Origin of the sequence: Mesorhizobium sp. WSM3859 (assembly GCF_002295065.1) — a bacterium.
In the GTDB taxonomy this organism is placed as follows: Bacteria; Pseudomonadota; Alphaproteobacteria; order Rhizobiales; family Rhizobiaceae; genus Mesorhizobium.
In genome coordinates, this window is sequence record NZ_NSGG01000001.1 from 715963 (window position 1) to 739358 (window position 23396).

Consider the following 23396-nt stretch of genomic DNA (forward strand, 5'->3'; position numbering starts at 1 on the left):
ATGGCGATCCGGCGTGGACGCGGCGTCGCCGCGATCAACTATCCGACCGGCATGAACCTCGGCGGCGATCCGACTCAGGCGCTGGTCCATTCGACGCCGACCGGCAATTTCATGGTCACGCTTTCCAGCGTCGATCTCGGCCAGGGCATGAAGCAGATCATGGCGCAGATCTGCGCCGAGACGATCGGCGTGCCGACCGACCGCGTCGTCATCGACACCGCCGACACCGACACCGGCCCGCACTGCATGGGCACCTTCGCCTCGCGCGGCACGCACCGCGCCGGCAATGCCGTCATCCAGGCCGCCAAGGAAGCCCGCCAGGTGATGCTGGAAGTGGCCGCCGAAGAACTCGAGGTGAACGCCTCCGACCTCGAGACCGACGGCCAGGGCAACATCCAGGTGAAGGGCGCGCCGCAGAAATCGATCTCGATCTTCGATGTCGCGCTGTCGGCGCATTTCAAGCGCGGCCGCTCGATCTCGGGCCGCGGCATGTTCCTGATCCCACGCTCCTATCCGGAGAAGGAGACCGGCGCGATGAAGCCGTCGACCTGCTATGCCCATGCCTGCACGGTGGCCGAGGTCGAGGTCGACGACGAGACCGGCGAAGTGACGGTGCTGACGGTGAAGAACGTCTTCGAGATCGGCCGCGCGCTCAACCCGAAGATGGTCGAGCAGCAGCTGGTCGGCGGCTCCTGGATGGGCATCAGCCACGCGCTCTACGAGACGACCGAGCCCTATTATCCAAACCGCGACCATGGCGGCACCGACTTCAACCAGTATCTGATGCCTGGCCCCGGAGATTTGGCGCAGACCGAAATCACCGTGCTGGAGCGCCCTTCCGCCGACGGACCGTTCGGCGCCAAGGGTCCAGGCGAAATGTGCGCCAACCCGCAGATCCCGGCCGTCGCCAATGCCGTCTTCGACGCGGTCGGCGTGCGCATCGACACGCTGCCGATCACGCCCGAGCGCATCCTGCGCGCGCTGAAAGCGCAGGCCGCGGGCTGAGGGGAAGATGGCAAACGCCGACGCCGTTGCGGTCGCGGCTTCCCCGGGGGCGATAGCCGAACGCCTTGCCGCCTCGCGCTATCTGGCTGACGACAGTCTTGCCACCGCGATCTTCCTGGCGATCCGGCTCGGCAAGCCGCTGCTCCTCGAGGGCGCGCCGGGCGTCGGCAAGACCGAGGCCGCCAAGGCGGTCGCCGACCTGCTCGGCCGCGAGCTGGTGCGGTTGCAATGCTATGAAGGCATCGACGCGGGGCATGCGCTTTACGAATGGAACTACCAGCGCCAGCTGCTCGCCATCCGCCATGCCGGCGAGCACGAGATCGACATTTATGACGACCGCTTCCTGATCGCCCGGCCGCTGCTGCAGGTGCTGCGCGCGCCGGTCGAGCGCGTGCTGCTGGTCGACGAGATCGACCGCTCGGACCACGAGTTCGAGGCGCTGCTACTCGAATTCCTCTCCGACTTCCAGATCAGCATTCCGGAGCGCGGCACCATCCGCGCGGCAACGCAGCCCATCGTCATCCTGACCTCCAACCGCACGCGCGAGCTGGCCGAAGCATTGCGCCGGCGCTGCGTCTATCACTGGATCGGCTATCCCGACGCTCGGCGCGAGGCCGAGATCATCATGCTGCGCGCGGGCGATGTCGCCGAGGCGACGGCAAAAGCGGTGGCGAATGCCGTGCAGCAGATCCGCGCACGTCCCCTGGCCAAGCCGCCGGGCATTGCCGAAGCAGTCGAATGGGCGAATGCCGCCACCATCCTCGAAAAGGGCGGCAGTCCGTGGCCGGAGGCCTTCCGCCGGGCCATCGGCGTGCTGATCAAGGACGAGGAGGATTTGTCGTCGATCGCGCCGGAGCTTGGGAGGATTGTCGAGGAGGCGTTGGCGTGATGAGCAATCGCAACACGCTGGCGCGATACTCCAGGGCTAATGCGCAACGCCGGCGGGACAGCGCCCCCCTCTGTCCTGCCGGACATCTCCCCCACAAGGGGGGAGATCACCTGTCACGTCGGCTTTCGCCAATCGCCGACGTCGCGAGAATAAGCGACGCGCCCAAGCTGCCAATCTCCCCCCTTGTGGGGGAGATGTCCGGCAGGACAGAGGGGGGCGCGAAGGAATGAGGCGCCCGGAAAACCTGAGCCCTGCCGCCGCACCCTTCCTCGGCTTCGCCCGTTTGCTCCGGGATCACGCCTTCCCCGTCGCCCCCGAACAAGTCACCAGCTTCATGCAGGCAGTGATACTTCTAGGCCCCCGCTCGATGAACGACATCCGTGAGGCGGCGCTTGCGACGCTTGCCCCCTCGCCCGATCGCCGCGGCGAATTCGAAGCGCATTTCCGCAGCTATTTCTACGGCGACGCCAGGCCTTCGATCGAAGGCGAGGAGGACGACGAAACCCGCGTCAAGGACGATCGCGGCACCCGCGAGGAAGAAAGACAAACCATTCGCCAGGAGAAAGGCGGCGAGCTGTCCTCGGCGCTCGAGCAACTGAGCAGCCGCGGTTTCCAGCGCGACGCCAATGGTCTCGGCCAGTTCCGCCGCAAGCTCGCATCCGCCCTGCCCGCGCGCCGCTCCTTCCGCACGATGCGCACCCGCTCGCGCGGCATACTCGACCTCAGGCGTTCGCTCAGCGAAATCGTCAGCGCCGATGGCGATATTCCGGCGCCGCTGCTGCGCCGCCGGCAGTTTGTGCAGCGCAAGTTGCTCCTGCTCATCGATGTCTCCGGCTCGATGAAGCTGCATACCGCCGACTACCTCAAGCTGGCGCATGCGGCAGTGCAGGGCGCTGACCGAGCCGAAGTCTTCACCTTCGGCACCAGGCTCACCCGCATCACTTCCGCGCTGCGCATCCGCGACCGCGAGCAGGCGCTCGCCCGCGCCGCGGCGCTCGTCGACGATTGGGACGGCGGCACCCGCATGGGCCCAACGCTGCTCGCTTTCCTGTCTGTGCCACGCTTTTCCGCCTTCGCGCGCGGCGCCTGCGTCGTCATCCTGTCCGATGGCCTGGAGCGCGGCGACCATTCCGACCTCGAAACCGCGATGCGGCGGTTCAGCGCCCGCGCCTTCCGGCTGTCGCTGGCAACGCCGCTCGCCGGCGATCCGCGCTTTCGCCCGGCGACGGCCGCACTTCGCGCCATCCTGCCGGTGCTCGACGATCTCATCGACGGCTCGTCGCTCGGGAGTCTCACCGATTTCATCCTGTCGCTCGCCCGCCCCGCCCCGGCTGCCGAGACCATCTGGAAAAGGGTATCGTGATGCAGAAAGCCATCGACGCGCATTTTCATATCTGGCGACAGAAGGACCAGCCCTGGCTGGTCGGCCCGATGGTGCCGCGCATCTTCGGCCCCTACGAGCCGATCCGCCGCGACTATCCGATCACGGAATTCCTCGAGGACCAGAAGGGCTCGGGCGTCGAGAAGGCCGTCTATGTCCAGACCAACTGGGCCAAGGAGGATTTCGAGAAGGAGGTCGCCTTGCTGCAGAAGACCGCAGACGAGACCGGCTGGCCGCATGCCATCGTCGGCTATGCCGACATGACGGTCGACGACGTCCGCCCGCAGATCGACCGGCTGAAAAAATATTCATTGCTGCGCGGCGTGCGTATGCAGTTGCACTGGCACGAGACGCCCGCCTTCCGCTTCGCCGCATCGGCCGACCAGGTGATCGATCCGAAAGTGCGGAAGAACGTGGCGCGGCTGAAGGATTATGGCCTCTCCTTCGACCTGCAGCTTTTTCCCGCTCAGATGAAGGACGGGCTGACGCTCGTCGGCGAAAACCCTGAGACCAACTTCATCCTCACCCATGCCGGCATGCTGACCGGCTTGGAGCCCGAAACCACGGAGGCGTGGAAGGCGGGCCTGCGAACGCTGGCGGCAGTGCCCAATTTCTACGCCAAGCTGTCCGGGCTAGGTACGTTCGTCCACCGCAACGACCCGGAGCTCATCGCCTACATCGTCGACAACGCGATCGATATCCTCGGCAGCGACCGGCTGATGTTCGGCTCCAACTTCCCGATCGAGAAGCTCTGGACCAGCCATGCCGAGCTGATCAAGGCGCACCGCGCGGCGGTGGCTAGGCACGGTGCGAATGCGGAGGCGGACATCTTCTGGAACACGGCGGAGAAAGTTTACCGGCCGGTGTGAAAGCTTTGCTGAGCATCACACCTAGCTGCCTCTATTGCGACGTGCCGGGCGCTTTAGGTCCGTTCTTCTGAAAGTTCGCCAGGGCGTCCAGAAATTCCTGTTCATTCTTCTTGCGAAAACCCTCGGCACCGTAACGTGCGATCAAGTCATCGAGCGATTTCGCGACGCTACTGCTAAAGGTCGGAAGTTGCGCTGGCTTCTTCGGCTTCGTCAACAGCCAGAAACCTACAACGGTCAAAGCCGTGAATAACATCGCCAGAAGAACGTTTCTATTGAATATCGCCTGCATTATCGACTTTCCAGCATTCTCCCCGTAGCTGCTTAGGGTCAATTTCCTAAAACTCGACGATGACGACGCTTACAATTTTAGCCAGAAGACGTAGCTCTTAAATAGCACATCCAGCTAAGCCGCCCATCACTTCACCTCGAACTGCGGGTCGAGCGGTATCTGCATGGCTGTCACCAGATGGTTCGTCTGCCCGGCCAGCCCGATGATCGACACAAGCTCGCCATGCTGCGGGTCGGTCATGCCCTTGGCCCGCGCGGCGGCGGTATGCGAGTGGATGCAGTAGGAACAGCCATTGGCGGTCGAAACGGCGATATAGATCATTTCCTTGGTCAGCGAATCGATGGCGCTCTCGGTGACCATCACCGCCTTCAGTTGCTCCCAGATCCGCTTCAGCGCTGCTGGATCGTTGGCCAGTCCGCGCCAGAAATTGTTGACGAAGTCGGACTTCCGCGTCGCCCGAATATCGTCGAACACGGCCTTCACCGCCGGGATCCTATCGACCTCGGCATCGCTGAGGAGTTTTGTGGTGGCCATGGTGCGGTCCTTTCGTTTGAATCGTCTTATCAGCATATTGAATCACACTCTGAGCCGCTGAACTCAATCCATTTGCCTGATTCACTTTTCCAGCGCCGGCGTCGAGATTCAGGTCAGGCCGAGCCGAAAATGACGGATTCCGAGAACCTGAGCGGAGCGTACTGAAGTACGTGAGCACCGGAAGCGCAGGAAGCCGCCATTTGCAGGCCGGCCTCACCTGAATTTAGTGAACCGCCGCGTACATGATCTTCTCCTCCGTCGCCTCCGCCGGCGAGAACTCTTCCACGATGCGACCCTGCCGGCAGACAAGGATGCGATCCGACAGGTTCATGATCTCCGGCAGGTAGGACGAGATGACGACCACAGCGAGCCCCTCGTCGGCCAGCCGGTTGATGATCTGGTGGATCTCGGCGATGGCGCCGACATCGACGCCGCGCGTCGGCTCGTCGAGGATGACGATGCGCGGCTGCTGCACCAGCCCCTTGCCGATCACCACCTTCTGCTGGTTGCCGCCGGAGAGCTCGACCACGCGGGCATTGTCGTTGATCGCCTTGATGTTGAGCGTCTTGGTCCATTCGGCCGAGAGCTGGCGCATCTCCTGCTGGTTGATCACCCAGGCCCTTTCACGGCCGGCGGCGAGCAGACCGCCGAACAGGTTCTCGGCGATGCCCATCGTCTCGAAAATGCCTTCGCTCTTGCGGTCCTCGGTGACATAGACGATGCCGTCGGCGACAGCCTCCGCCGGCACCAGATAGCGCACTGGCCTGTCGTCGAGCTCGATCGCGCCGCCGCGCAAAAAGTCGCGCTTGTAGATGCCAGACACGATCTTGAAGGTCTCGGTGCGGCCCGAGCCGATCAGCCCGAACACGCCGGTGATCTGGCCTTCGAAGATCGAGAAGGAATTGTTGCGCACGATGTTGCTCATCGAGATGTCCTGCACCGAGAGCACTTTCTTGCCGGCCTTGCGCAGCTTCGCTTCGTTGCGCTGGCGGTAGATCTGTCCCGACAGCGAGCGGCCGACCATGGCGGCGACGATCCTGTCGCGGTCGAAGGCCGACGTCTCGTCGGTGATCACCAGTTCGCCGTCGCGCAGGATGGTGATCCGGTCGGCGATCATCAGCGCCTCTTCCAGCGCATGGCTGATGAAGACGATCGACACGCCCCGCGCCTTCAGCCTGCGGATCAGCGCGAAGAAATGGCGCTTTTCCTCCGGCGTCAGCGTCGCCGTCGGCTCGTCGAAGATGATGATCTCGGCATTGTGGTGGACGGCGCGCGCGATCTCGACCATCTGCCGCTTGGCCGCACCCAGCGTCGCCACCATCGCGTTCGGGTCGACCGGAAAATTCAGCGACTGGAGGAATTGCTGCGCCGAGATGTAAGTGCCGCGCAAGCGGTTGAGGAATCTCTCAGTGCCGAGATAGAGATTCTGCGCCACCGTCATCGACGGCACCAAGCTGGTCTCCTGGAACACCATGGCGATGCCGGCTTCGAGTGCTGTATGTGGCGAGGCATAGGCGGTCTCGACGCCCTTGTGGAACATCTTGCCCGAGGTCGCGTCGACGACGCCGGCGATGATCTTGGTCAGCGTCGACTTGCCGGCGCCGTTCTCGCCAAGCAGCGCGTGGATCTCGCCCTTCCTTAGATCGAACGTGACGTTCTTCACCGCCGGCACGCCGCGATAGGTCTTGGTGACGTTCTCCAGCCGCACGATCGGGTACATCAAAAACCTCCCGCGATCGCATCGAGCGCAAGCACGCAGTCGCCGCCCCTCGAGGCGACGAAGAGGCGGCCGTCCTGCTCGGTCACGCTGCAGATGCCGTGGCGCGTGCCGTTGGCGCGGCTGTGCAGGCTGAACTGCGGCTGCAGGGTTCGGTCGAGCTTCACGACGAGGCCGTAGGAGCGGCTGGGCGACCACGGCTTATGGATGCCCATGGTGCGGATGCCGCCGCATTGCAGCGGCTCGAGGAAGCTGCGGTTGGAGGCCAACGCCGGCGCGATCCAGTGGGCTGGCGGCACCTGGTCGATCATGTCCTCGCGATAGCGCTTCTCCTGCAGCACGAATTCGATCAGCCGGTTGCGCGGCGCGAAGAGCGTGACCCAGGCGCCACCGTCGGCGGCCGGCGACAGCCGCGCAGGATAGCCGGGCAGATGCGTCAATACCGTAGAACGGTTGCCGGTCGTGCCATCGAAGCGGACGAGCTGATGGCGCCAGCTTTCGCTGACCAGCACATCGCTGCCGATCGGATGGAGCCCATAGGGAAAGGCGATATCCCCGGCAATCCTCTGGAAACCGATACCCCCTGGCCCGCACCGCCACAGCGAACCGGACGCGCCCTTCTTCATCAGGTCGGTCGCCCATTGCGACGGCAGGTGCTGTGCCGAACCATTGGCCAGCCACAGCGTGCCGTCACCGGCATAGGCGAGCGCGGTGATGCAGCGGATTTCGGCCGGCAGCGAAACCTCCTTGCCGGCAATCAGCAGCTTGCCGCTTTCCAGCCCGACAGTCAGTTCGCCCGCCGGCGACAGCGCCAGCGCGGTGACGGGAGATTGAAAGGTCTCGATCACGACGGGCTGGGAACCGGCCGCAACCGCAAGGACAGCGTTGCCGCTGGAGACGAGCAGCCGGCCGTCGGCCGTCAGCAGATTGTCCGGTTCGCTCAACTCGGCGAAGGCTGGCGCGTCGTCCAGCCGCGTGTTGGGGCGGAAGGCTCCGTCTAGCGGCGGGATGGTCACCGCCTTGCCGCGAAAGACATCCAGGATCGGATCGAGGATCATGCCTTCGCTCCCCAATAGGAAGCAGGGCTCGTCCAGTTCGGGTCGGCGCCCGAAATCTTGTAGCGCCCGATGCGGTTGTTGAGGATACCGCCGACGAACAGATAGCCCTTATGCTCGCGCATCGAGGTCACCATCGGATGTGCATTGCCGGAAAGATCGCCGAGCGTCTCGACGATACCGCCCTTCTCGTTGAACTTCACCACCCCGCCGGTGTTGATGTTGGGAAACAGCCATTCATCCTGCGGCAGGCGTCGCGTCATGCGCTTGCGCATATCAGGATGGCGCAGCGACAGGTCGAAGCTCGGCGTGCGCATGCCGAGCCAGGCCATCCAGTAATTGCCGTCGGACGCGCGGTTGATGTTGTCGGGATAGCCCGGCATGTCGCGGATGACGCATTCGGCGGTGCCGGCCTTCGGCCCCTCCAGCCAGTAGCGATGCACACGGCAGGCCCAGCTTTCGGCGAAGAACAGCGACTTGCCGTCATGCGCCATGCAGACGCCGTTGGTGTAGCGATAGCCGTCGAGCAGCGTCTTCGTCGAGCCGTCCTTCGGATCATAGACCAGCAGCCGGCCCGTGGCGCGGTTCTCGATCGAGTCCAGCGCCCAGTCATGCGCGTCATAGCGCTTGGTCGAGTCGGTAAAATAGATGCGCCCATCCGGCGCGATATCGCAATCGTTCGGGTCGCGCAGGCGCGCATCGTCGACGATCGAGGTCCAGGAGCGCGCCGTCTCTGCCGACAGACGCTTCACCTCCCGCTCCGGCGAGACTGAATAGAGCCCCATGGCGCCGACGCAGCTGATCAGGTTGCCTTGCTTGTCGAAGGCCAGGCCCAGCGGAAAGCCGCCGATATGGGCAAAGACTTCCGAGCGATTGTAGTCCGGCGCGAAGAAGCGAACGATCTCGCCGTGGCGCGTGCCGCAGTAAAGATGGTCGTCGCGGTCGAGGATGACGTCCTCCGGACCTTCCAGCTCGCCGAGCCCTATATGGTCCGCCGCCGACAGCCGGTTGTCGAGTTCGTAAGGCGTGCCGGAGCCGGACGCGGCCGATTGCGTCTCACCCATCTTGAGATAGACCGGCGCGACATAGACCTCGTTCAGCACCTTGTGGCGGTTCTTCAGCCAGCGGATGTCGATGGTGACGGCGACCGCGAGCAGGATGCCGAGCACCATCTGGTTGGTGCCGGTGCCGTAGCCCAGCCGGATCAACCCGTTGGTCATGGTAAGCACGATGATGGCGCCCATCAGGCCCTTGACCACCGAGCCGCGCCCACCGCCAAGGCTGACGCCGCCGACCACCGCCGCCGTCAGCGCCATAATCTCGAGATTGAGGCCGGTGCCCGGGCCCGCCCCGCTCAACCGGCAGGCGATGAGGAACCCGCCGATCGATGAGCAGAAGCCGGAAAAGACATAAGTCATGAACACGGTGCGGCGCACGCGGATGCCGGCATTGTGCGCCGAGCGGCGAGAGCCGCCCACCGCCAGGACATGCCAGCCCGGTCGCGATCGCGTCAGCGCGATATGCGTGATGACGGCAAGGATGATGGCCAGCCAGACCGACACCGAGAGCCCCCAGAACGTGCCGTCGCCGATGAAGTCGAGCACGTCGGACGAGGCTTGGGAGAGCTGCACATCGGCGGCATAGGTGCTGACCAATATGTCGAACAGCGCCCGCCCGAAGATGAAGGTGACCAGCGTGGTGAGAAAGGCGCGCAGCCTCAGATACCCGACGAGGTAGCCGTTGATGGCGCCGAAGACGAGCCCGGTGGCGAGCGCCGCGGCTAGGGCCAGCCAGATCGACTGCTCGAGGATGAAGAAGACATAGACGGCGGAAAAGCAGGACAGCGCGAAGATCGAGCCGACCGAAAGATCGATGCCGCCGCCCAGCATCACCACGGTCAGGCCGATGACGACGAGCGAGAATTCCCCGAGCTGGCGTGTCGATTCCTGCAGCGAGGTCAGCTTGAAGAAGCCAGGAATGATCGAGCCGAACACGCCGAGCGTCGCCACCAGCGCCAGGAATGGAATGGCATTGTCGGTCCAGCGCTTGGTCAGGATCTCGCCGACCAGATGGTCAGGCACGAGATTGTAGCGCCAGGCCTGGAGGCGTTCACGAAAAGTCATCGGCTCTACTGTCATTAAAAACGGGAAAGAGGTGGCCGGAATGATCCGACCACCTCGTGGATGCCTTTTTGACGGCGCAGCTTATTTCGCCGCGGCTTCCGCCTGCAGCGCCTTCAGGTCCCAGCAGCTGTCGGGCTTGAGGTCGGCCTTCGTCGTCGCCTTCTCCAGCGTGTAGATATAGGTATGCGAGGTGCCAGCCGGCTGGCCGCTCTGCAGCAGGAATTTGATGATGGCGTTCATGTCGCCCGACTGGCGGGCAAGGTCGGTCATCACCACGGCGCCGTAGGTGCCGTCGTTCAGCTTGTCGCAATCGGCCGTCTTCTCGCCGCCGCCGGTGGTGACCAGAAACACCTTGCCGTCGAGCTTGGCGTCGCGGATCGCGGCCGAGGCGCCGGTGGCGTCGCCGTCCCAGAAGTCGATGATCGAGCAGATGTCGGGGTGCTGCTGCAGCATCGTCGTCGTCACGTTGCGCGAGGTTGTCGCGTCCCAATTGGAATCCGGCTTGGCGACGACCTGGAAGTCGGGATGCTTCTCCAGCACCTTCATGATACCGGCATACTGATAGAGGCTGGACGAGTTCGCCTGGTCGCCCTGCACCAGGCCGATCTTCTTGGACGAATTCTCGCCGCAGCCCTTGATCGCTGCTTCGGCCTCGAGCTGGCCGAGCTTGTCCCAGTCGCTGCCGACGAACGCATCGGCCGGGAAGTTGGCGGGATTGTCGACCAGCAGTACATAGGTGCCGGCGGCTTGTGCCTTCTTCATCAGCTTCGAATAGGAGTTGAGGTCGGGCGCGTGGATGATCAGAACATCCGGCCTGGTGTCGGAAGCGATGGCGTCGGTGATCGCCTGCGCGCCGGCATCGACCACCCAGTTCGGATCGCGGGTCTCGAACGTGCCGCCCCAGGCCTCGACCTCCTTCTTCAGGTAGTGCGCCCAGCCCTGCGCCAGGTCGAAGCCCATCGCCAGCGGCACGAGCATGACGCGCTTGCCGTTGAGCGCTTTGGCATAGGCGGCCGGGCCTGGATCGTCGGCGGCAAAGCTCGGCGCCGCGAAGGCGGTCACGGCGAGCGCCGTGGCGGCGGCCATCAATGTTCTGAGTAGTCTCATGTCACACCCTCTGGTTCGGTTTCATTGCCGGGCGATCGTCGCGATCGCTCCGGGGTACCTCAGAGCAAGATGGGCTGGCCCATCTGCCCTAAATATCGCCCTGTTGCGCGGTCTGCTCGTCGCGCGGATTGATGACGCCGTCGACGATGATGGCTCCGAGCAGGATCGCCGCCTTGATCAGGTTCTGGTAGAGCAGCGGAATGTCGATGATGGTCATGGCGTTGAGCAGGATGCCGATCAGCGCCGCTCCCACCAGCACGTTGCGCACCCCTCCCCGCCCGCCCGAAAGCCCGATGCCGCCGATCACCGCCACCAGCACGATGTCGTAGAGCAGCGTCGAATTGACGACGCGCGTGTTGATCGAATGCAGGCTGGCCGCCGTGAGCAGACCGGCGATCAGCGCCACCACCGCCGAAAGCGCGTAGCGCAGCACCAGCATCGGGCGCACCGGAATGCCGATGTTTCGCGCAGCGACCGGGTTGTCGCCGGCGAAATAGATGAAGCGGCCCCATTTGGTGTAGCGCAGGAACAGGAAGACCAGGAACGCCAGCCCGGCAAAAACGAAGACCTCGACCGGGATGTCGAGGAAGCGTACGCCGCCGAGCAGTTCCACCCAATGGCCCTGCGGCACCGGCACGGCATCCTGCGTGATCAGTTGCGAGCGCACATAGCCGAAGACGAAGGAGCCGGTCGCCAAAGTGACGAAGATCGCCGGCACGTCGGCATAGGCGACCAGAAAGCCGTTGAGCAGGCCGATGGCTAAAACGCCGGCCAGCACGTAGGCGAAGGCGAGCCCGTCCGAGGTTCCGGTGTTGAGCAATTGCAGATACCAGGCGACCGACATCGCCATGATCGCGACCGCCGACAGGTCGATGCCGCGCCCTATGATGACGACGGCCATGCCGAGCGCCAGGATGCCCAGCACCGACACCGAGCGGACGATAGCTACCAGATTGTCGGCGGTCAGGAACCCGGGCAGGCCGAGGGCCGCGACAGCAAACAGCAGGATGGCGATGGCAAAGACGATGCCTTCCTGATTAAGGCGCCTCCAGTTCGGCCAGCCGATCGCGTTCATCGCTTTTGTCTTTCGCCCCGATGGCAAGGCCCTGCAGGCCGTCATCCTGCACGAAAGCTAATCGGCCCGACAACGGCTCGTCAAATGAATCCGCGTTCAAGAACCGCGCCTCTCCGACTATTTTCCGAGTGGACGCATCGATTGCCGCAACTGGCGCAATAGACGGAAAATCTTGAGCTTTTTGGTAGTCGGTTGCCCAGATCGCGCGGCCGGTGGAAGAGCCCGTTCGAAGGCCCCGCGGCCGGCGCAATTTGAGTCCGCGAAATGCGCCCGGCGCGACCTCAATTGTTCGTCGTATGGCCCGAAACCTCGCCCCCGGCGTTGGCCGGCAGCGTGCGCCGATATCGGCGCACGCTGGGACGATACCTCGTTGTCCGGGAATGCTGGCCACGGCGCGCTGGTTGAACAGCACAAGCCCGATCCAGTCCAGAGCTTATCCAACAAACTTCCGTGTCCCGGTTTGGCCTGATATGGATGAGCCCCGGGAGTGGCCGAGGAAAACGCATGAAGCCTATCTATATCGACTACCTCAATGCTCTCGACATCGAAGCGCTTGCCATGACCGACGCCGAGATCATCGGCGCCGTCGAAGCCGGGCTCGTCGCGCAGGGCAACGGCCAGACCGTTATCGAGCCGCGTGTCCATCTCGAGCCCGATCCCTCCTTCCACGGCCACTTCAACGTGCTTCGCGGCTATGTGGCGCCGCTCGACGCCGCCGGGGTGAAGATCGTCGGCGACTATGTCGACAACTACATGCACGGCCTGCCGTCGGAATTCGGCATCCTCAATCTTTTCGATCCGCGCACTGGCATGCCGCGCGCCATCCTCGACGCCACCGTCATCACCGACATGCGCACCGGCGCCGTCACCGCCATTGGCGCCAAGCATCTGGCGAAAAAGTCGTCCAAGGTGCTTGCCCATATCGGCGCGCGCGGCACCGCCTATTGGAACGTGCGGCTGCTCGACCATTTTTTCGACTTCGACGAGATCCGCGTCCATTCGCGCCGGCCCGAAAGCCGCGACAGCTTTGCCGCGAAACTGGCCGCCGATCTCGGCAAGCCGGTCCTGGCCGTGGCCGACTGGAAAAGCTGCGTCGAAGGCGCGGACATCGTCGTCGAGGCCTCGCGGCTGCCGGAACCGCAGCCGCTGCTCAAGACCGAATGGATCAAGCGCGGCGCACTGGTCGTGCCCTACGGCACGATGAGCGCCGTCGAGCTGTCGCTCACCGACATCATGCAGAAGATCGTCGTCGACGACTGGGGCCAGTGCAAGGGCGGCAAGTTCGGCTCGCTGCGCGCCCATGTCGAGACGGGCCGGCTGAGCGAGGCGACGCTGCATGCCGAACTCGGCCAGATCGCGGCCGGTCTCAAAGCCGGTCGCCAAAGCGATGGCGAGACGATCCTGTTCTGGCATCGCGGCCTCTCGCTCTCCGACATTGCGCTCGGCAAGGCCATGCTCGCCAAGGCCGGCGAAAACGGCATCGGCCAGAGGCTGCGCTTCGCATGAACCCGCTCGTTCTCACCGGCGCCGGCGTCAGCATCGAGGATGTGGTTGCCGCCGCGCGCAACGCCTGCAAGGTCGAGGTTACGCCTGCCGTCCTGGAAAAGCTCGGCATGGCTCGCCAGGTTCTGGATGCCGCCGCGGCCGGCGGCCAGCAGATCTATGGGCTGAACACCGGGCTTGGCGCCAATCTCGGCACAGCGGTGGAAGGTGATGTTGGCGCCTTCCAGCGTCAGCTTCTCGACGGACGCGGCGCCGCCGTCGGGGAAGGCTTGCCGATACAGACGGTGCGAGCAGTGATGTTTGCCCGCATCGCCATGCTTGCGGCAGGCGGCTCCGGTCTCTCGCCGCATGTGTTCACGGCGCTCGTCGAAGCCCTCAATGCCGGCGTCCATCCGGTCATGCCGTCGCTGGGCTCGATCGGCGCCGGCGACCTGGTGATGATGACGGCGATCGCGCATACGCTGATCGGCGAGGGCGATGCCGACTACCAGAGCCGTCGCATGCCTTCTGCCAAGGCGCTGATGATGGCGCGTCTGGCGCCGGTCAGTCTGGCGCCAAAGGACGGGCTGTCGCTGATCAATGCCTCGGCGGTCTCGGCTGGCGCCGGCGCGCTGGCGCTTGTCGACGCGCTGTCGGCGATGGAACAGCAGCAACAGGCCGGCGCACTCACCATGGAGGCGCTCGGCGCAAACCGTACCATTCTCGACCCGCGCCTGCATGTAGCCCGCCCTGCGGCATGCCAGGCTCTGGCCGCAAAGACGCTGCGCGAGCTGCTCGCGCGCGACCATGAACCGGCGCCGACTACCATTCAGGACCCGCTTTCGATCCGCTGCATGCCCTCGATTCACGGAGCGCTGATCCAGGCGATCGATCACGCCAGGCTGGCGGTAGAAATCGAGCTGAACGCGGCCGCCGACAACCCGCTGGTGCTTGCAGAAGACGCGCTCGTGCTGTCGACCGGCAATTTCCATACCGCGTCGCTGGCGCTCGCCTTCGAAACGCTTGGCCTCGCGATCGCTCAATGCGCGGCAGCATGCGCCGCCCGCTTCATCCAGCTCACCGGCTCCAGCCGCCACGGCCTGCCGAAATATCTGTCGCCGATCGGCGGCGCATCAGCCGGCTTCGTGCCGCTGCAGAAGACCGTCACGGCGATCCTCGCCGGCATCCGCCAGAAGGCCAATCCAGTGATGCTCGACTTCCTGCCGGTATCGGAGGGCGTCGAGGATCACGCCACGCAGACACCGCTCGCCATCGCCAAATGTGCCGAGATGATCACGCTGTGGCGGCGCCTGATCGCCTTGGAACTGATGGCGGCGGCCCAGGCCGTCGACCTGCGCGAAGGTCTGGTGCTGGCCCCGGCGACGGGGGTGATCCATGCGGCGGTCCGCACCCATGTCGCGACACTCAAGGAAGACAGGCCGCTCGGGACGAGCGCCAACACACTCTACGCCGCGCTCGCCGACGGAACCTGGCAGGCCTAGAGCGTTTCACCGTTTCAAGGAAACGGCGAACCGCTCTCTTCCTTCGTTTTAACGCAATTCCGGACAGAAAACCGCTCACACTTTTCCTGGAATTGCTCTGGTATCGCAATACCTTAACGCTGCCTGCTCAAACCTTTGCGTCCATCTTCCTCATGAAGAGGGTGAGCTCGTCCGGATCCATATGCACGATGTGCCTGTCCTCCGGATAGGCGCCGCTGTTGACGTCGGCGACATATTCGGAAAACGCCGCGATGCGCTCCTGCTGCAGCCGGTCATATTCGGCGGCGAAGTTGCGATAGACCTTCGAGTGGCGCGGCATGTGACCGCGATTGGCGCCGAGGATATCCTCGGCGAACAGATATTGCGCGTCGCAGCCCGTGCCGGCGCCCATCGACAGCATGATCAGCGACGTGCGCTCGGCGATCGCCTTTGCCACCTCCACCGGCACCACTTCGATCTCGGCGCCGATTGCGCCGGCAGCTTCCAGCTGCTTGACCGCCTCGAACACCTGCATGGCGGTGTCCGCGGTCTTGCCGACGGCCTTGAAGCCGCCGGTCCAGGTCGCGCGGGAAGGAATGAGGCCGACATGGCCGATCACCGGAATGGCATCGTCGGCCATGCGCTTGATCGTGGCGTAACCGGCGCTGCAATAGACGGCATCGGCACCGGCCTTGTAGAGCCGGAACGACCAGCGCAGGAAATCGTCGGCGGTGCCGATTTCGAAGAAATTCTCGCCCGGCATGGTGAAGAGGCTGGGCGCGGCATCGCGATATTGCGGGTTGAGCACCAGCTCCGGCGGCACCGAGACGATATCCACACCTGCCCGCTCGGCGGCCTCGGCTTCCTCCAGCGTCAGCACACGCAGCATGGTGAGCTGCCGCTTACCCTTCATGGCGCGCAGGTCGGCAACGGTCGGTCTCTTTCGGCTCATCGGTACATCCTGTATTGTCTGGCGGCTTTCAGCCGATATCGATCATCACCTTACCGGCCTCGACCCGGACCGGATAGGTCTTGAGGTTGACGCAGACCGGCGCGCCCTTGGCCTCGCCTGTCTTGTAGTTGAAGCGGCCGTTGTGCTTGGGGCATTCGATGATGTCGTCCATCACCAATCCGTCCGCGAGATGCGCCATTTCATGCGTGCAGAAGCCGTCGGTCGCGAAGAAGTCATCGTCCGGCGATCGGTAGATCGCGAAGCTGCGGCCACCATGGTCGAAGCGGATCACATCCTCCTTGTCCACGTCGTCGACCGCGCATGCTTCGACCCACTCCGCCATCGTCTATCTCCGGGTTTGCCGCAGCGCCTATTCGGCGGCCGCGGCCGTTATGTCGAGATCGTGGAACTCGCCACGATAGGGCTTGGCCGTCGGCGGCAATTCGCGCTTGAGGTAGAAATCCTCGTACTTCAGCTGCCTGAGCAGGACCGGCCAGACCTCGCGATAGGCGTGCCATATCGATGGGTTAGCCACCGGCAGATCGTGCTTGATCAGCTCATGCAGCTTCGGCAGCGCATGGTAGGGCACCATCGGGAACATGTGGTGCTCCACATGGTAGTTCATGTTCCAGTAGATGAACCGGCTGATCGGGTTCATATAGACGGTGCGCGTGTTGAGCCGATGGTCGGTGACGTTGTCGGCGAGCCCGATATGCTGCAAGAGGCCTGTCGTCACCATGTGCCAGGTGCCATAGAGGCGCGGCAGGCCGACCAGCACCAGCGGTATCCATGACCTAAGCGCGATCGCGACAGCGATCGTCGCGGCATCGATCACCATGTGCCAGCGCGCCGCGGTCACCGCTTTGTGCTGCTCCATCTCCGGGATGTAGCTCTTCTCATCGTCCGACAATGTGCCGAAGGCCTGGCGCACCAGCGTCGGCAGTGAATAGCGGAAGTCGAGGATGCCGGTGAAGGCCAAAGCCGCCTTGATGAGGTCCGGCGGTCGCATCACCGCGATCTCGGCATCGCGGCCGACGATGATGGTATCGGTGTGGTGGCGCGCATGGCTCCAGCGCCACTGCACCGGATTGCGCATCAGCATGAACGAGGCGATGTGATAGACGACGTCGTTCATCCAGCGCGTGCGGAAGGCGGTGCCATGGCCGCATTCGTGCCAGCGCGAGTCGCTCGACGAGCCGTAGAGCACGCCATAGACGAACAGGAACGGCACCACCCACCATGTGCCCCAGAACCAGACGATGCCGGCGGCCGAGCCCAGGATCGCGACGATCCAGATGATGGTGTCGCGGATCGCCGGGCCGTCCGAGCGCTGCATCAATTCCTTCATGGTCTTGCGCGGTACATCCGTGTGATACCACTCGGCCGAGGCAAGCCCGGTCTCGATCGCCCTTCGCGTGCTTTCGCCGACAAGGCTGTAGTCGCGCTTGGTGCTGGAGGCCGCCGTCATCATCCCTCCCCGATCAAAGACCGTTCGCGCGGAATTTGCCGTCGAGGAATGTCTTGGCGCGCGGCACATCGTCCTCGGTCAGATGCTCGATGATCACCGGCATGTTCGGGTGCTTCTCGCTGAGCCGCTTGAGATAGAGGTCGTAGTTCAGCGCGCCCAGCCCCGGCGCCGGCAACTCGATCTCGCCGACGCCGCGGAAGGTCAGCCCCTCATGCGCGTCCGCGTCGCCGATATCTGCATGCTTCTCGGTCTTGTCGCTGCCCGAACGCTTCACGTCCTTGGCATGCGCGATCCTGATCTTGTCGGTCAGCGTGTCGAACACCTGGTTCAGCACCTGGTCCATGCGGTCGATATTGTGCGCCTCGAAATAATTGGTCGGATCCATCAAAAGGCCGAGGCCGGGATGGTCGACCTGCGCGAACATTTTCACCGTCTCCTCGACCGAGCCGACGACATTGTTGACATAGGTCTCGAGCAGGAACACCGCGCCGTGGTCGTAAGCCGTCCGGGCGAGGTCGGAGATCACCTTGCGGCATTCCTCGAAGCCTTCCTCGGTCTTGTTCTTGGGGTGATGCACCCAGTCGGACTCGGTGTTGTAGGTGCCGGTCTCCGAGATCACGTAAGGGCTACCGAAGTCGCGCGCGTTGCGGATGATCTCCTTGAGATAGGCAAGCCGCCTTTCCCGCTCTCCCTTGTCCGGATGGATGATGTTGGTGTAGCCGGACACGCAGCAGACCGGCAGGTTGTGGTCGCGAAACGTGTCGCGCACCTTCCGCGCCTTGTCCTTTGTGATCTGCCCGGCCGACAGGTCGATGTCCTTGAAATGCAGGTCGAGCTGCACGGTGTTGAAATCGAGCCCGCGGATGCGCCTTGCCGATTCCTCCAGCCCATAGGGGAAATAGCCTGTGAAGATACCTGCCTGCATCATGAGGTGAAGTCCTCCGGGTAAGCGATTCAGTTGCCGCGTCTTTCGGCTGCCTCAGTCGACGCGGATTTCGGATAACTTGACGGTACGGCCCTCGGCCATCGACCGGTAGCCGGCCTCGACCAAGGCCATGGTTTTGACGTTGTCGGCAACGGACAGTGCCGGCGACGTGCCGGTCTTCAAGGCAAATTGGAGTTGCTCCATGACGCCGATGAAGGCATGCGGAAACCACATCGTCTCCCAGCTTGGGCTGACCCATTTCCCGCCCGTCGCCCCGGTCGAGGCGTAGGTCAGCGTCGAGGCGACGCCCTTCGGCCAGCCGATCGTGCCCTTGGCAACACCCTTGGTGCCGTCGACGCGCCAGTTAATGTGCTGGTCGTCATCGTAGTCCTCCTGACGCGGACCGGACCAGACATCCTCCAGCGATACCGCGAGCATGCCGGAAGGAAAGCGCAGCGTCGACACGGTGATGCCGTCGGTATGCTCGAACTGTGTGCGTGGGTCCTTGCGCGTCAGCGTGGTGATCTCGTCCGGATCGCCGAACAGGAAGCGCAGCACGTCGAGATGATGCACGCTCATATTGGCGAGCGTCAGCCGGTCGTAACCGGCCAGGAAGGTTTGCCAGTGTGGGATCGCGTGCATGTCGATCTCGGCAAAGACGATCTCGCCAAGCGCGCCGCTGTTGATGATCTGCTTCAACACGCGCATCGACTGGTCGTAGCGCATGTTCTGGTTGACCGAGAGGATCTTGCCGGAGGCAGCCGCCTCGTCGCGCAGCCTCACCGCTTCCTCGACCGAGAGCGCCAGCGGCTTCTGCGCCAGGATCGCCTTGATGTGCTTCTGCTTCAGCGCATGCCGGATCAGCGCCGGCTGCTGGTCGGGAGGAAAGGCGAGATCGACGATCTCGACGCGATCGTCCTCGATCAATTGCTCCGGCGTGTCGTGGACAGTCGGGATATGCCAGCGATCCGCCACCTTCGCGGCATTCGCCTTGGTGCGTGAGGCGATCGCCACCACGGGAAAGCCAGCCTGCGCATAGGCGGCAAGATGGCATTCGGCCATGATCATGCCGGCGCCGATGCAGCCGATCCGGTAGTCCTTGACGCGGACCTTTACGTCAGGCTCGAAACCCGTACTCGCCATCCATTCCTCCCGTCGAGGACTGGATATAACGCGATGGTCCGGGCCTCAGCCAAGGCCCGCGCAATCATTTCCCATCAGCGAGATCAGGCGGCCGCGACCAGCACCGTGCTGTCCGGAGACCAGCTAAGCACGACGGGCTCACCTTCGGCCAACCGTTCGGCCCCGGTGTTCTGGACGATCACCTTGAGCGTCTGACCATCGCGGTCGACAAAATAGGTGCTGTTGTTGCCGGCGAAGATGCGCTTCGAGACCTGTCCAGTGAGCATGTTGGCACCGGCTGGATCGGGCTCTGCCGCGCCGGTCGAAATCCGGATGCGCTCGGGCCTAACCGCGCAGCTTGCCTTGGCGCCGGCCGGCACTGATGCGCCTGTCGACGCGGCGATCGTCGTGCCGTCGGGCAGCTTGATCCCGGAGCCGGTGGCATCACCGCGAAAGATGTTGGCGTCGCCGAGGAAGGTCGCGGCGAACTCGCTTTGCGGCCTGTCGTAGATCTCTTCCGGCGGCCCTTCCTGCACCAGCCGGCCGTCGCGCAGGATGCCGATGCGGTCGCTCATCGTCAGCGCCTCTTCCTGGTCATGCGTGACGAAGATGGTGGTGATGCCGATCTCGCGCTGGATGCGCTTCAGCTCGATCTGCATGTCGACGCGCAGCGCCTTGTCGAGCGCGCCGAGAGGCTCGTCGAGCAACAGCACCCGCGGCTTGGTGACGATGGCGCGCGCCAGCGCGACGCGCTGCCGCTGGCCGCCGGAGAGCTGGTGCGGCTTTCGTCCGCCGAGCTTGCCGAGCTGCACCAGGTCCAGCGCGCGCTGCACCTCCGCCGCGATCGTCGCCTTCGGCTCGCCGCGAACCGAAAGTCCGAAAGCGACATTGTCGGCGACGCTCATATTGGGGAACAGCGCATAGTTCTGGAACACCATGCCTATCCGGCGCTTCTCGACCGGCACGCGCTCGACACTTTCGCCGCCGATGGCGATGCGCCCAGCATCCGGAAAATCGAAGCCGGCGATCTGGCGCAGCAGCGTGGTCTTGCCGCTGCCGGACGGCCCGAGCAGCGCATAGAAACCGCCATCGGCGAAATCGATCGAGACGTTATCCAACGCCTTGTGCGCGCCGAAACTGCGGGAGACGTTCGCGACCTGCACGCCAGCCATTATTTCTCTCCGCCGAATTTGAAGAAGCGCGCCGTGAGCAGCATCAACGCCATCGACACGACAATGATGATCGTCGAGACCGCGTTGATCTCGGGCGTGAAGCCTTTGCGGATCGCGGCGTAGATTTCCACCGGCAGCGTCGTCTGGCCGGGCGTCGACAGGAAGTAGGAGACCACGAACTGGTCGAACGACACGGCGAAGGCGAACAGCCCGCCAGCGATCACGCCGGGCATGATCCAGGGCAAGGTCACGCGCATGGTCACCTGCCACTGATTGGCGCCGAGCGAGCGGGCCGCCTCCTCCAGCTCCGGCGCGAAGGTCTGCAGCCGCGCCGAGACGACGACGATGACGTAAGGCAGCGCCAGCGCGACATGGCCGAGCAGGATGGCGATGAGCCCGCGGCCGATGCCGACGCCGAAGAAGAAAATCAGCATCGCCGTGCCGGTGATCAGCCATGGAATGGCGATCGGCGGGAAGAGCAGCGCCTGCAGGACTTTCTTGCCGCGGAACTCGTAGCGATAAAGCGCGAGCGAAGCCATGGAGCCGAGCACGGTCGAGATCAAAGTCGTGATGATCGCGATCTCGATGCTGTTCCAGGTCGCCGCGATCAGCTGGTCGTTCTGCCACAGCGAGGCGTACCAGTCCGTCGTCCATTCGAACGGCAATTGGTAGAAGGGTGAGGCATTGAAGGACATCGCCGCCATGATGATGATCGGCAGATAGAGGAAGCCGAGCAAAAGCACGATGTAGAAACGCCCGAGCCATTCGAGGATGCGCGTCATTGCCATCACGCAGCCCTCCGCAGGACGGGCGCGGCCAGCGCCAGGATGATCAGCACCACGGCCAGCAGGATGAAGGAGAGCGCCGCCCCCAGTGGCCAGTTGAAGACCGCTACGAACTGGTCCTCGATGACGGTGCCGTAGAAAGTGCCTGTGCGGCCGCCGAGGATGCGCGGCTCCATGAAGGAGCCGACCACCGGCACGAAGATCAGCGCGGCGCCCGCGATCAGCCCTGGCATCGACAGCGGGATGATCACCCGCCACAGCACCTGCCGCCGCGAGGCGCCGAGCGAGCGGCCGGCCTCGATCAGCGAGTCGTCGATGGCCTGCAGCGTCAGATAGCAGGTCAGCACCATATAAGGCACATAGGAGTGCACCAGGCCGATGATGACGGCCGGATAGGAATACATGAGATCGATGTTGATCTTGAACGGCAGCACCGCGTTGAGCGCGGTGTCGAGGATGCCGCCTTCGCGCAGCACCATCGCCCAGGAGAAGATGCGCACCAGTCCGTTCGACCAGAAGGGCAGGATGACGAGCAGGAAGATCGCCTCGCGGCTGCGCCCCTTGAGCACCTTGGCCAGCACATAGGCCGCCGGGTAGCCGATGACGATGCACCACAGCGTCACTTCGAGCCCGAGTCGCAGCGAGGCGAACAGAAGCGTCGAATAGAGGCTTTGCGAGAAGAAGGCGGCGTAGTTGCCGAGCGTGAAGGCCCACTCCTTGCCTGCCAGCGGCAGGTCGGTCATGAAGGAGAAGAACACCATGGCCGACAGCGGCAGGAAGATCGCCACCGTCAGCCACAGATAGGCGGGAAGGAGAAGCGGCAGGGCCGGCTTCAGTCCGCGGCGCGAACCGATCGCAAGCTGGTCAGCCATCTGCCTCTCCTCCCCGAAAGACATCGATTACTTCACGTTGACCTTCAGCTCCTGCCACAGCGCCAGATACTTCTCGCGCTGCTCGTCGGTAACCGGCGCCTGGAATTGGATGCGCTTGGCGACCTCGGGGCTGCCCATGACCTTGCGGTTGAAGGCGTCCTCGGGCAGTGCGTCCACCGCCTTAGTGTTGGCCGAAACCGGCGCGCCGACCTTGGTGACCCATTCGACATAGAACTTCGGATCGATCATGTAGTTGATGAAGGCCTCGGCGCCGGCGACGTTTTTCGAGCCGACGGGAATCGAGAAGGCGTCGAGCCAGGCGACGGCACCCTCTTGCGGGATGACGAGGGAGACCGGCAGCTTGAAATGCGTCTTGGCGCGGTCGGCCGAACCGCTCCAATAGGTGCCGATGTCGATCTGATTGGAGGCGAGCATCTGGTTCCAGTCGTTCTCCGAGCTCCAGAAGGTCTTGATCTGCGGCATCAGCGAGGTGAGCTTCGCCTTGACCGCTTCCATATCCTTGATGTCGTTGATGTTCTGGCCCGAAGCGATCGCGCCGAACTGCACCGCCTCGACGGCGTCGTCGCGGATGATGACGCGGCCCTTATGCGCCGGGTCCCACATCTCGGCGATCGACGTCGGCGGCTTGTCGAAGGACTTGTCGTTGATGGCCAGCGCCGTCAGGCCCCACACCCACGGCACGCCATAGACCTTGCCGTCATGGTTGAGCATCGGCGAGCCGGCCTTATCCTTGGCGATGTCGGCATAGTTGGAGAGCTTCGAGACATCGATCGGCTGGATCAGCTTGCCGGCCATCGCCTGGTCGTTGAAGGCGGCGTTGATCATGACGACGTCGTAGAGACCGGGATTGGTCCGGATCTTGGTCAGCATCTCCTGTTCGGAGTTGAAGAAGTCGTTGACCACCTTGAAGCCGGTCGCCTTCTCGAAATTGGCGACCGCCCAGGGCTCGTCGGCGCCATAACCTTTCCAGTTGAGCACATGCACTTCCTCGGCGGCTTGTGCTGCAAACGTGAATGCGGAGACGAAGACGGCGGTGGCCGTCAGAAAAGCGGTCAGTCTGGGCATGCGCATG

Annotated in this window: 23 protein-coding genes; 6 read left to right on the forward strand and 17 right to left on the reverse strand. The window is 63.8% G+C overall.

The genetic code is table 11. The annotated features are described in order from the left end of the window. The 4 genes from CK230_RS33965 (at window position 1) to CK230_RS03405 (ending at window position 4144) form a co-directional block, all read left to right on the forward strand. A complete protein-coding gene (locus tag CK230_RS33965; protein WP_095815748.1) occupies window positions 1-1005 on the forward strand; it encodes a molybdopterin cofactor-binding domain-containing protein in 1005 nt (334 codons plus the stop codon). 7 nt (window positions 1006-1012) lie between these two features. Further along, on the forward strand, window positions 1013-1894 hold the full coding sequence (locus CK230_RS03395) for a MoxR family ATPase (protein ID WP_095815749.1): 882 nt from the start codon (window positions 1013-1015) through the stop codon (window positions 1892-1894). A 226-nt stretch (window positions 1895-2120) separates the two neighbouring features. Beyond that, entirely contained in the window at window positions 2121-3257 is a 1137-nt protein-coding gene (locus CK230_RS03400) for a VWA domain-containing protein (protein ID WP_095815750.1), read from the forward strand. Further along, a complete protein-coding gene (locus CK230_RS03405) occupies window positions 3257-4144 on the forward strand; it encodes an amidohydrolase (RefSeq protein WP_176479991.1) in 888 nt (295 codons plus the stop codon). The genes CK230_RS03400 and CK230_RS03405 overlap by 1 nt, the downstream gene beginning before the upstream one ends. A 31-nt stretch (window positions 4145-4175) precedes the next feature. Here the strand turns inward: CK230_RS03405 and CK230_RS03410 are convergent, their stop codons facing one another. The 8 genes from CK230_RS03410 to CK230_RS32300 all read right to left on the reverse strand — a co-directional run bounded on the left by CK230_RS03410 (window position 4176) and on the right by CK230_RS32300 (window position 12456). Next, on the reverse strand, window positions 4176-4433 hold the full coding sequence (locus CK230_RS03410) for a hypothetical protein (RefSeq protein ID WP_141245975.1): 258 nt from the start codon (window positions 4431-4433) through the stop codon (window positions 4176-4178). Window positions 4434-4559: 126 nt separating this feature from the next. Next, window positions 4560-4967 carry a carboxymuconolactone decarboxylase family protein gene (locus CK230_RS03415; RefSeq protein ID WP_095815854.1) on the reverse strand — a complete coding sequence of 136 codons (408 nt, stop codon included), beginning with the start codon at window positions 4965-4967 and terminating at the stop codon, window positions 4560-4562. A gap of 223 nt (window positions 4968-5190) precedes the next feature. Beyond that, the gene (locus tag CK230_RS03420; RefSeq protein WP_095815753.1) at window positions 5191-6687 is read right to left on the reverse strand and encodes a sugar ABC transporter ATP-binding protein; all 1497 of its coding nucleotides are present in this window, start codon (window positions 6685-6687) and stop codon (window positions 5191-5193) included. Beyond that, window positions 6687-7742 (reverse strand): hypothetical protein, encoded by a 1056-nt coding sequence (locus tag CK230_RS03425; RefSeq protein WP_095815754.1) that lies wholly within the window; start codon window positions 7740-7742, stop codon window positions 6687-6689. Before CK230_RS03425 ends, CK230_RS03420 begins: the two co-directional genes overlap by 1 nt. Then, complete coding sequence (locus CK230_RS03430) at window positions 7739-9862, reverse strand: SMP-30/gluconolactonase/LRE family protein (protein ID WP_095815755.1); 2124 nt, start codon at window positions 9860-9862, stop codon at window positions 7739-7741. Before CK230_RS03430 ends, CK230_RS03425 begins: the two co-directional genes overlap by 4 nt. An 81-nt stretch (window positions 9863-9943) precedes the next feature. Next, window positions 9944-10969 carry a sugar ABC transporter substrate-binding protein gene (locus CK230_RS03435; protein WP_095815756.1) on the reverse strand — a complete coding sequence of 342 codons (1026 nt, stop codon included), beginning with the start codon at window positions 10967-10969 and terminating at the stop codon, window positions 9944-9946. An 88-nt stretch (window positions 10970-11057) separates the two neighbouring features. Then, entirely contained in the window at window positions 11058-12044 is a 987-nt protein-coding gene (locus CK230_RS03440; protein ID WP_095815757.1) for an ABC transporter permease, read from the reverse strand. Next, window positions 12007-12456: a hypothetical protein gene (locus CK230_RS32300; protein ID WP_141245976.1), complete on the reverse strand. Its 450-nt coding sequence runs from the start codon at window positions 12454-12456 to the stop codon at window positions 12007-12009. The genes CK230_RS03440 and CK230_RS32300 overlap by 38 nt, the downstream gene beginning before the upstream one ends. Before the next feature lie 92 nt (window positions 12457-12548). Here CK230_RS32300 and CK230_RS03450 point away from each other — a divergent pair, with 92 nt between their 5' ends. Together CK230_RS03450 and hutH are read left to right on the forward strand one after the other, a co-directional pair. Continuing rightward, a complete protein-coding gene (locus tag CK230_RS03450; protein WP_095815759.1) occupies window positions 12549-13550 on the forward strand; it encodes an ornithine cyclodeaminase family protein in 1002 nt (333 codons plus the stop codon). Next, entirely contained in the window at window positions 13547-15028 is a 1482-nt protein-coding gene (hutH, locus tag CK230_RS03455) for a histidine ammonia-lyase (protein ID WP_095815760.1), read from the forward strand. The genes CK230_RS03450 and hutH overlap by 4 nt, the downstream gene beginning before the upstream one ends. A gap of 127 nt (window positions 15029-15155) precedes the next feature. Here hutH and CK230_RS03460 read toward each other — a convergent pair whose 3' ends face one another. The 9 genes from CK230_RS03460 to CK230_RS03500 all read right to left on the reverse strand — a co-directional run bounded on the left by CK230_RS03460 (window position 15156) and on the right by CK230_RS03500 (window position 23395). Then, complete coding sequence (locus CK230_RS03460; protein WP_095815761.1) at window positions 15156-15959, reverse strand: 3-methyl-2-oxobutanoate hydroxymethyltransferase; 804 nt, start codon at window positions 15957-15959, stop codon at window positions 15156-15158. A 28-nt stretch (window positions 15960-15987) separates the two neighbouring features. Then, a complete protein-coding gene (locus CK230_RS03465; protein WP_095815762.1) occupies window positions 15988-16302 on the reverse strand; it encodes a MocE family 2Fe-2S type ferredoxin in 315 nt (104 codons plus the stop codon). Window positions 16303-16329: 27 nt separating this feature from the next. Beyond that, window positions 16330-17427: a fatty acid desaturase family protein gene (locus CK230_RS03470; RefSeq protein ID WP_176479992.1), complete on the reverse strand. Its 1098-nt coding sequence runs from the start codon at window positions 17425-17427 to the stop codon at window positions 16330-16332. A 13-nt stretch (window positions 17428-17440) separates the two neighbouring features. Next, a complete protein-coding gene (locus tag CK230_RS03475; RefSeq protein ID WP_095815764.1) occupies window positions 17441-18355 on the reverse strand; it encodes a sugar phosphate isomerase/epimerase in 915 nt (304 codons plus the stop codon). Window positions 18356-18406: 51 nt separating this feature from the next. Next, a complete protein-coding gene (locus CK230_RS03480; protein ID WP_095815765.1) occupies window positions 18407-19495 on the reverse strand; it encodes a Gfo/Idh/MocA family oxidoreductase in 1089 nt (362 codons plus the stop codon). An 83-nt stretch (window positions 19496-19578) separates the two neighbouring features. Then, window positions 19579-20646 (reverse strand): ABC transporter ATP-binding protein, encoded by a 1068-nt coding sequence (locus CK230_RS03485; RefSeq protein WP_095815766.1) that lies wholly within the window; start codon window positions 20644-20646, stop codon window positions 19579-19581. Continuing rightward, entirely contained in the window at window positions 20646-21434 is a 789-nt protein-coding gene (locus tag CK230_RS03490; protein WP_095815767.1) for an ABC transporter permease, read from the reverse strand. Before CK230_RS03490 ends, CK230_RS03485 begins: the two co-directional genes overlap by 1 nt. Further along, window positions 21434-22303, reverse strand: a complete 870-nt coding sequence (locus CK230_RS03495; protein ID WP_095815768.1) for an ABC transporter permease — start codon at window positions 22301-22303, stop codon at window positions 21434-21436. Before CK230_RS03495 ends, CK230_RS03490 begins: the two co-directional genes overlap by 1 nt. A 27-nt stretch (window positions 22304-22330) precedes the next feature. Then, the gene (locus tag CK230_RS03500) at window positions 22331-23395 is read right to left on the reverse strand and encodes an ABC transporter substrate-binding protein (RefSeq protein WP_095815769.1); all 1065 of its coding nucleotides are present in this window, start codon (window positions 23393-23395) and stop codon (window positions 22331-22333) included. Window position 23396 lies beyond the last annotated feature (1 nt).

Coding starts and splice junctions, on each gene's coding strand:
- CK230_RS33965 (WP_095815748.1), top strand. CDS start 1: ATGGCGATCCGGCGTGGACGCGGCGTCGCCGCGATCAACTATCCGACC.
- CK230_RS03395 (WP_095815749.1), top strand. CDS start 1,013: ATGGCAAACGCCGACGCCGTTGCGGTCGCGGCTTCCCCGGGGGCGATA.
- CK230_RS03400 (WP_095815750.1), top strand. CDS start 2,121: ATGAGGCGCCCGGAAAACCTGAGCCCTGCCGCCGCACCCTTCCTCGGC.
- CK230_RS03405 (WP_176479991.1), top strand. CDS start 3,257: ATGCAGAAAGCCATCGACGCGCATTTTCATATCTGGCGACAGAAGGAC.
- CK230_RS03410 (WP_141245975.1), bottom strand. CDS start 4,433: ATGCAGGCGATATTCAATAGAAACGTTCTTCTGGCGATGTTATTCACG.
- CK230_RS03415 (WP_095815854.1), bottom strand. CDS start 4,967: ATGGCCACCACAAAACTCCTCAGCGATGCCGAGGTCGATAGGATCCCG.
- CK230_RS03420 (WP_095815753.1), bottom strand. CDS start 6,687: ATGTACCCGATCGTGCGGCTGGAGAACGTCACCAAGACCTATCGCGGC.
- CK230_RS03425 (WP_095815754.1), bottom strand. CDS start 7,742: ATGATCCTCGATCCGATCCTGGATGTCTTTCGCGGCAAGGCGGTGACC.
- CK230_RS03430 (WP_095815755.1), bottom strand. CDS start 9,862: ATGACTTTTCGTGAACGCCTCCAGGCCTGGCGCTACAATCTCGTGCCT.
- CK230_RS03435 (WP_095815756.1), bottom strand. CDS start 10,969: ATGAGACTACTCAGAACATTGATGGCCGCCGCCACGGCGCTCGCCGTG.
- CK230_RS03440 (WP_095815757.1), bottom strand. CDS start 12,044: ATGAACGCGATCGGCTGGCCGAACTGGAGGCGCCTTAATCAGGAAGGC.
- CK230_RS03450 (WP_095815759.1), top strand. CDS start 12,549: ATGAAGCCTATCTATATCGACTACCTCAATGCTCTCGACATCGAAGCG.
- hutH (WP_095815760.1), top strand. CDS start 13,547: ATGAACCCGCTCGTTCTCACCGGCGCCGGCGTCAGCATCGAGGATGTG.
- CK230_RS03460 (WP_095815761.1), bottom strand. CDS start 15,959: ATGAGCCGAAAGAGACCGACCGTTGCCGACCTGCGCGCCATGAAGGGT.
- CK230_RS03465 (WP_095815762.1), bottom strand. CDS start 16,302: ATGGCGGAGTGGGTCGAAGCATGCGCGGTCGACGACGTGGACAAGGAG.
- CK230_RS03470 (WP_176479992.1), bottom strand. CDS start 17,427: ATGACGGCGGCCTCCAGCACCAAGCGCGACTACAGCCTTGTCGGCGAA.
- CK230_RS03475 (WP_095815764.1), bottom strand. CDS start 18,355: ATGATGCAGGCAGGTATCTTCACAGGCTATTTCCCCTATGGGCTGGAG.
- CK230_RS03480 (WP_095815765.1), bottom strand. CDS start 19,495: ATGGCGAGTACGGGTTTCGAGCCTGACGTAAAGGTCCGCGTCAAGGAC.
- CK230_RS03485 (WP_095815766.1), bottom strand. CDS start 20,646: ATGGCTGGCGTGCAGGTCGCGAACGTCTCCCGCAGTTTCGGCGCGCAC.
- CK230_RS03490 (WP_095815767.1), bottom strand. CDS start 21,434: ATGGCAATGACGCGCATCCTCGAATGGCTCGGGCGTTTCTACATCGTG.
- CK230_RS03495 (WP_095815768.1), bottom strand. CDS start 22,303: ATGGCTGACCAGCTTGCGATCGGTTCGCGCCGCGGACTGAAGCCGGCC.
- CK230_RS03500 (WP_095815769.1), bottom strand. CDS start 23,395: ATGCGCATGCCCAGACTGACCGCTTTTCTGACGGCCACCGCCGTCTTC.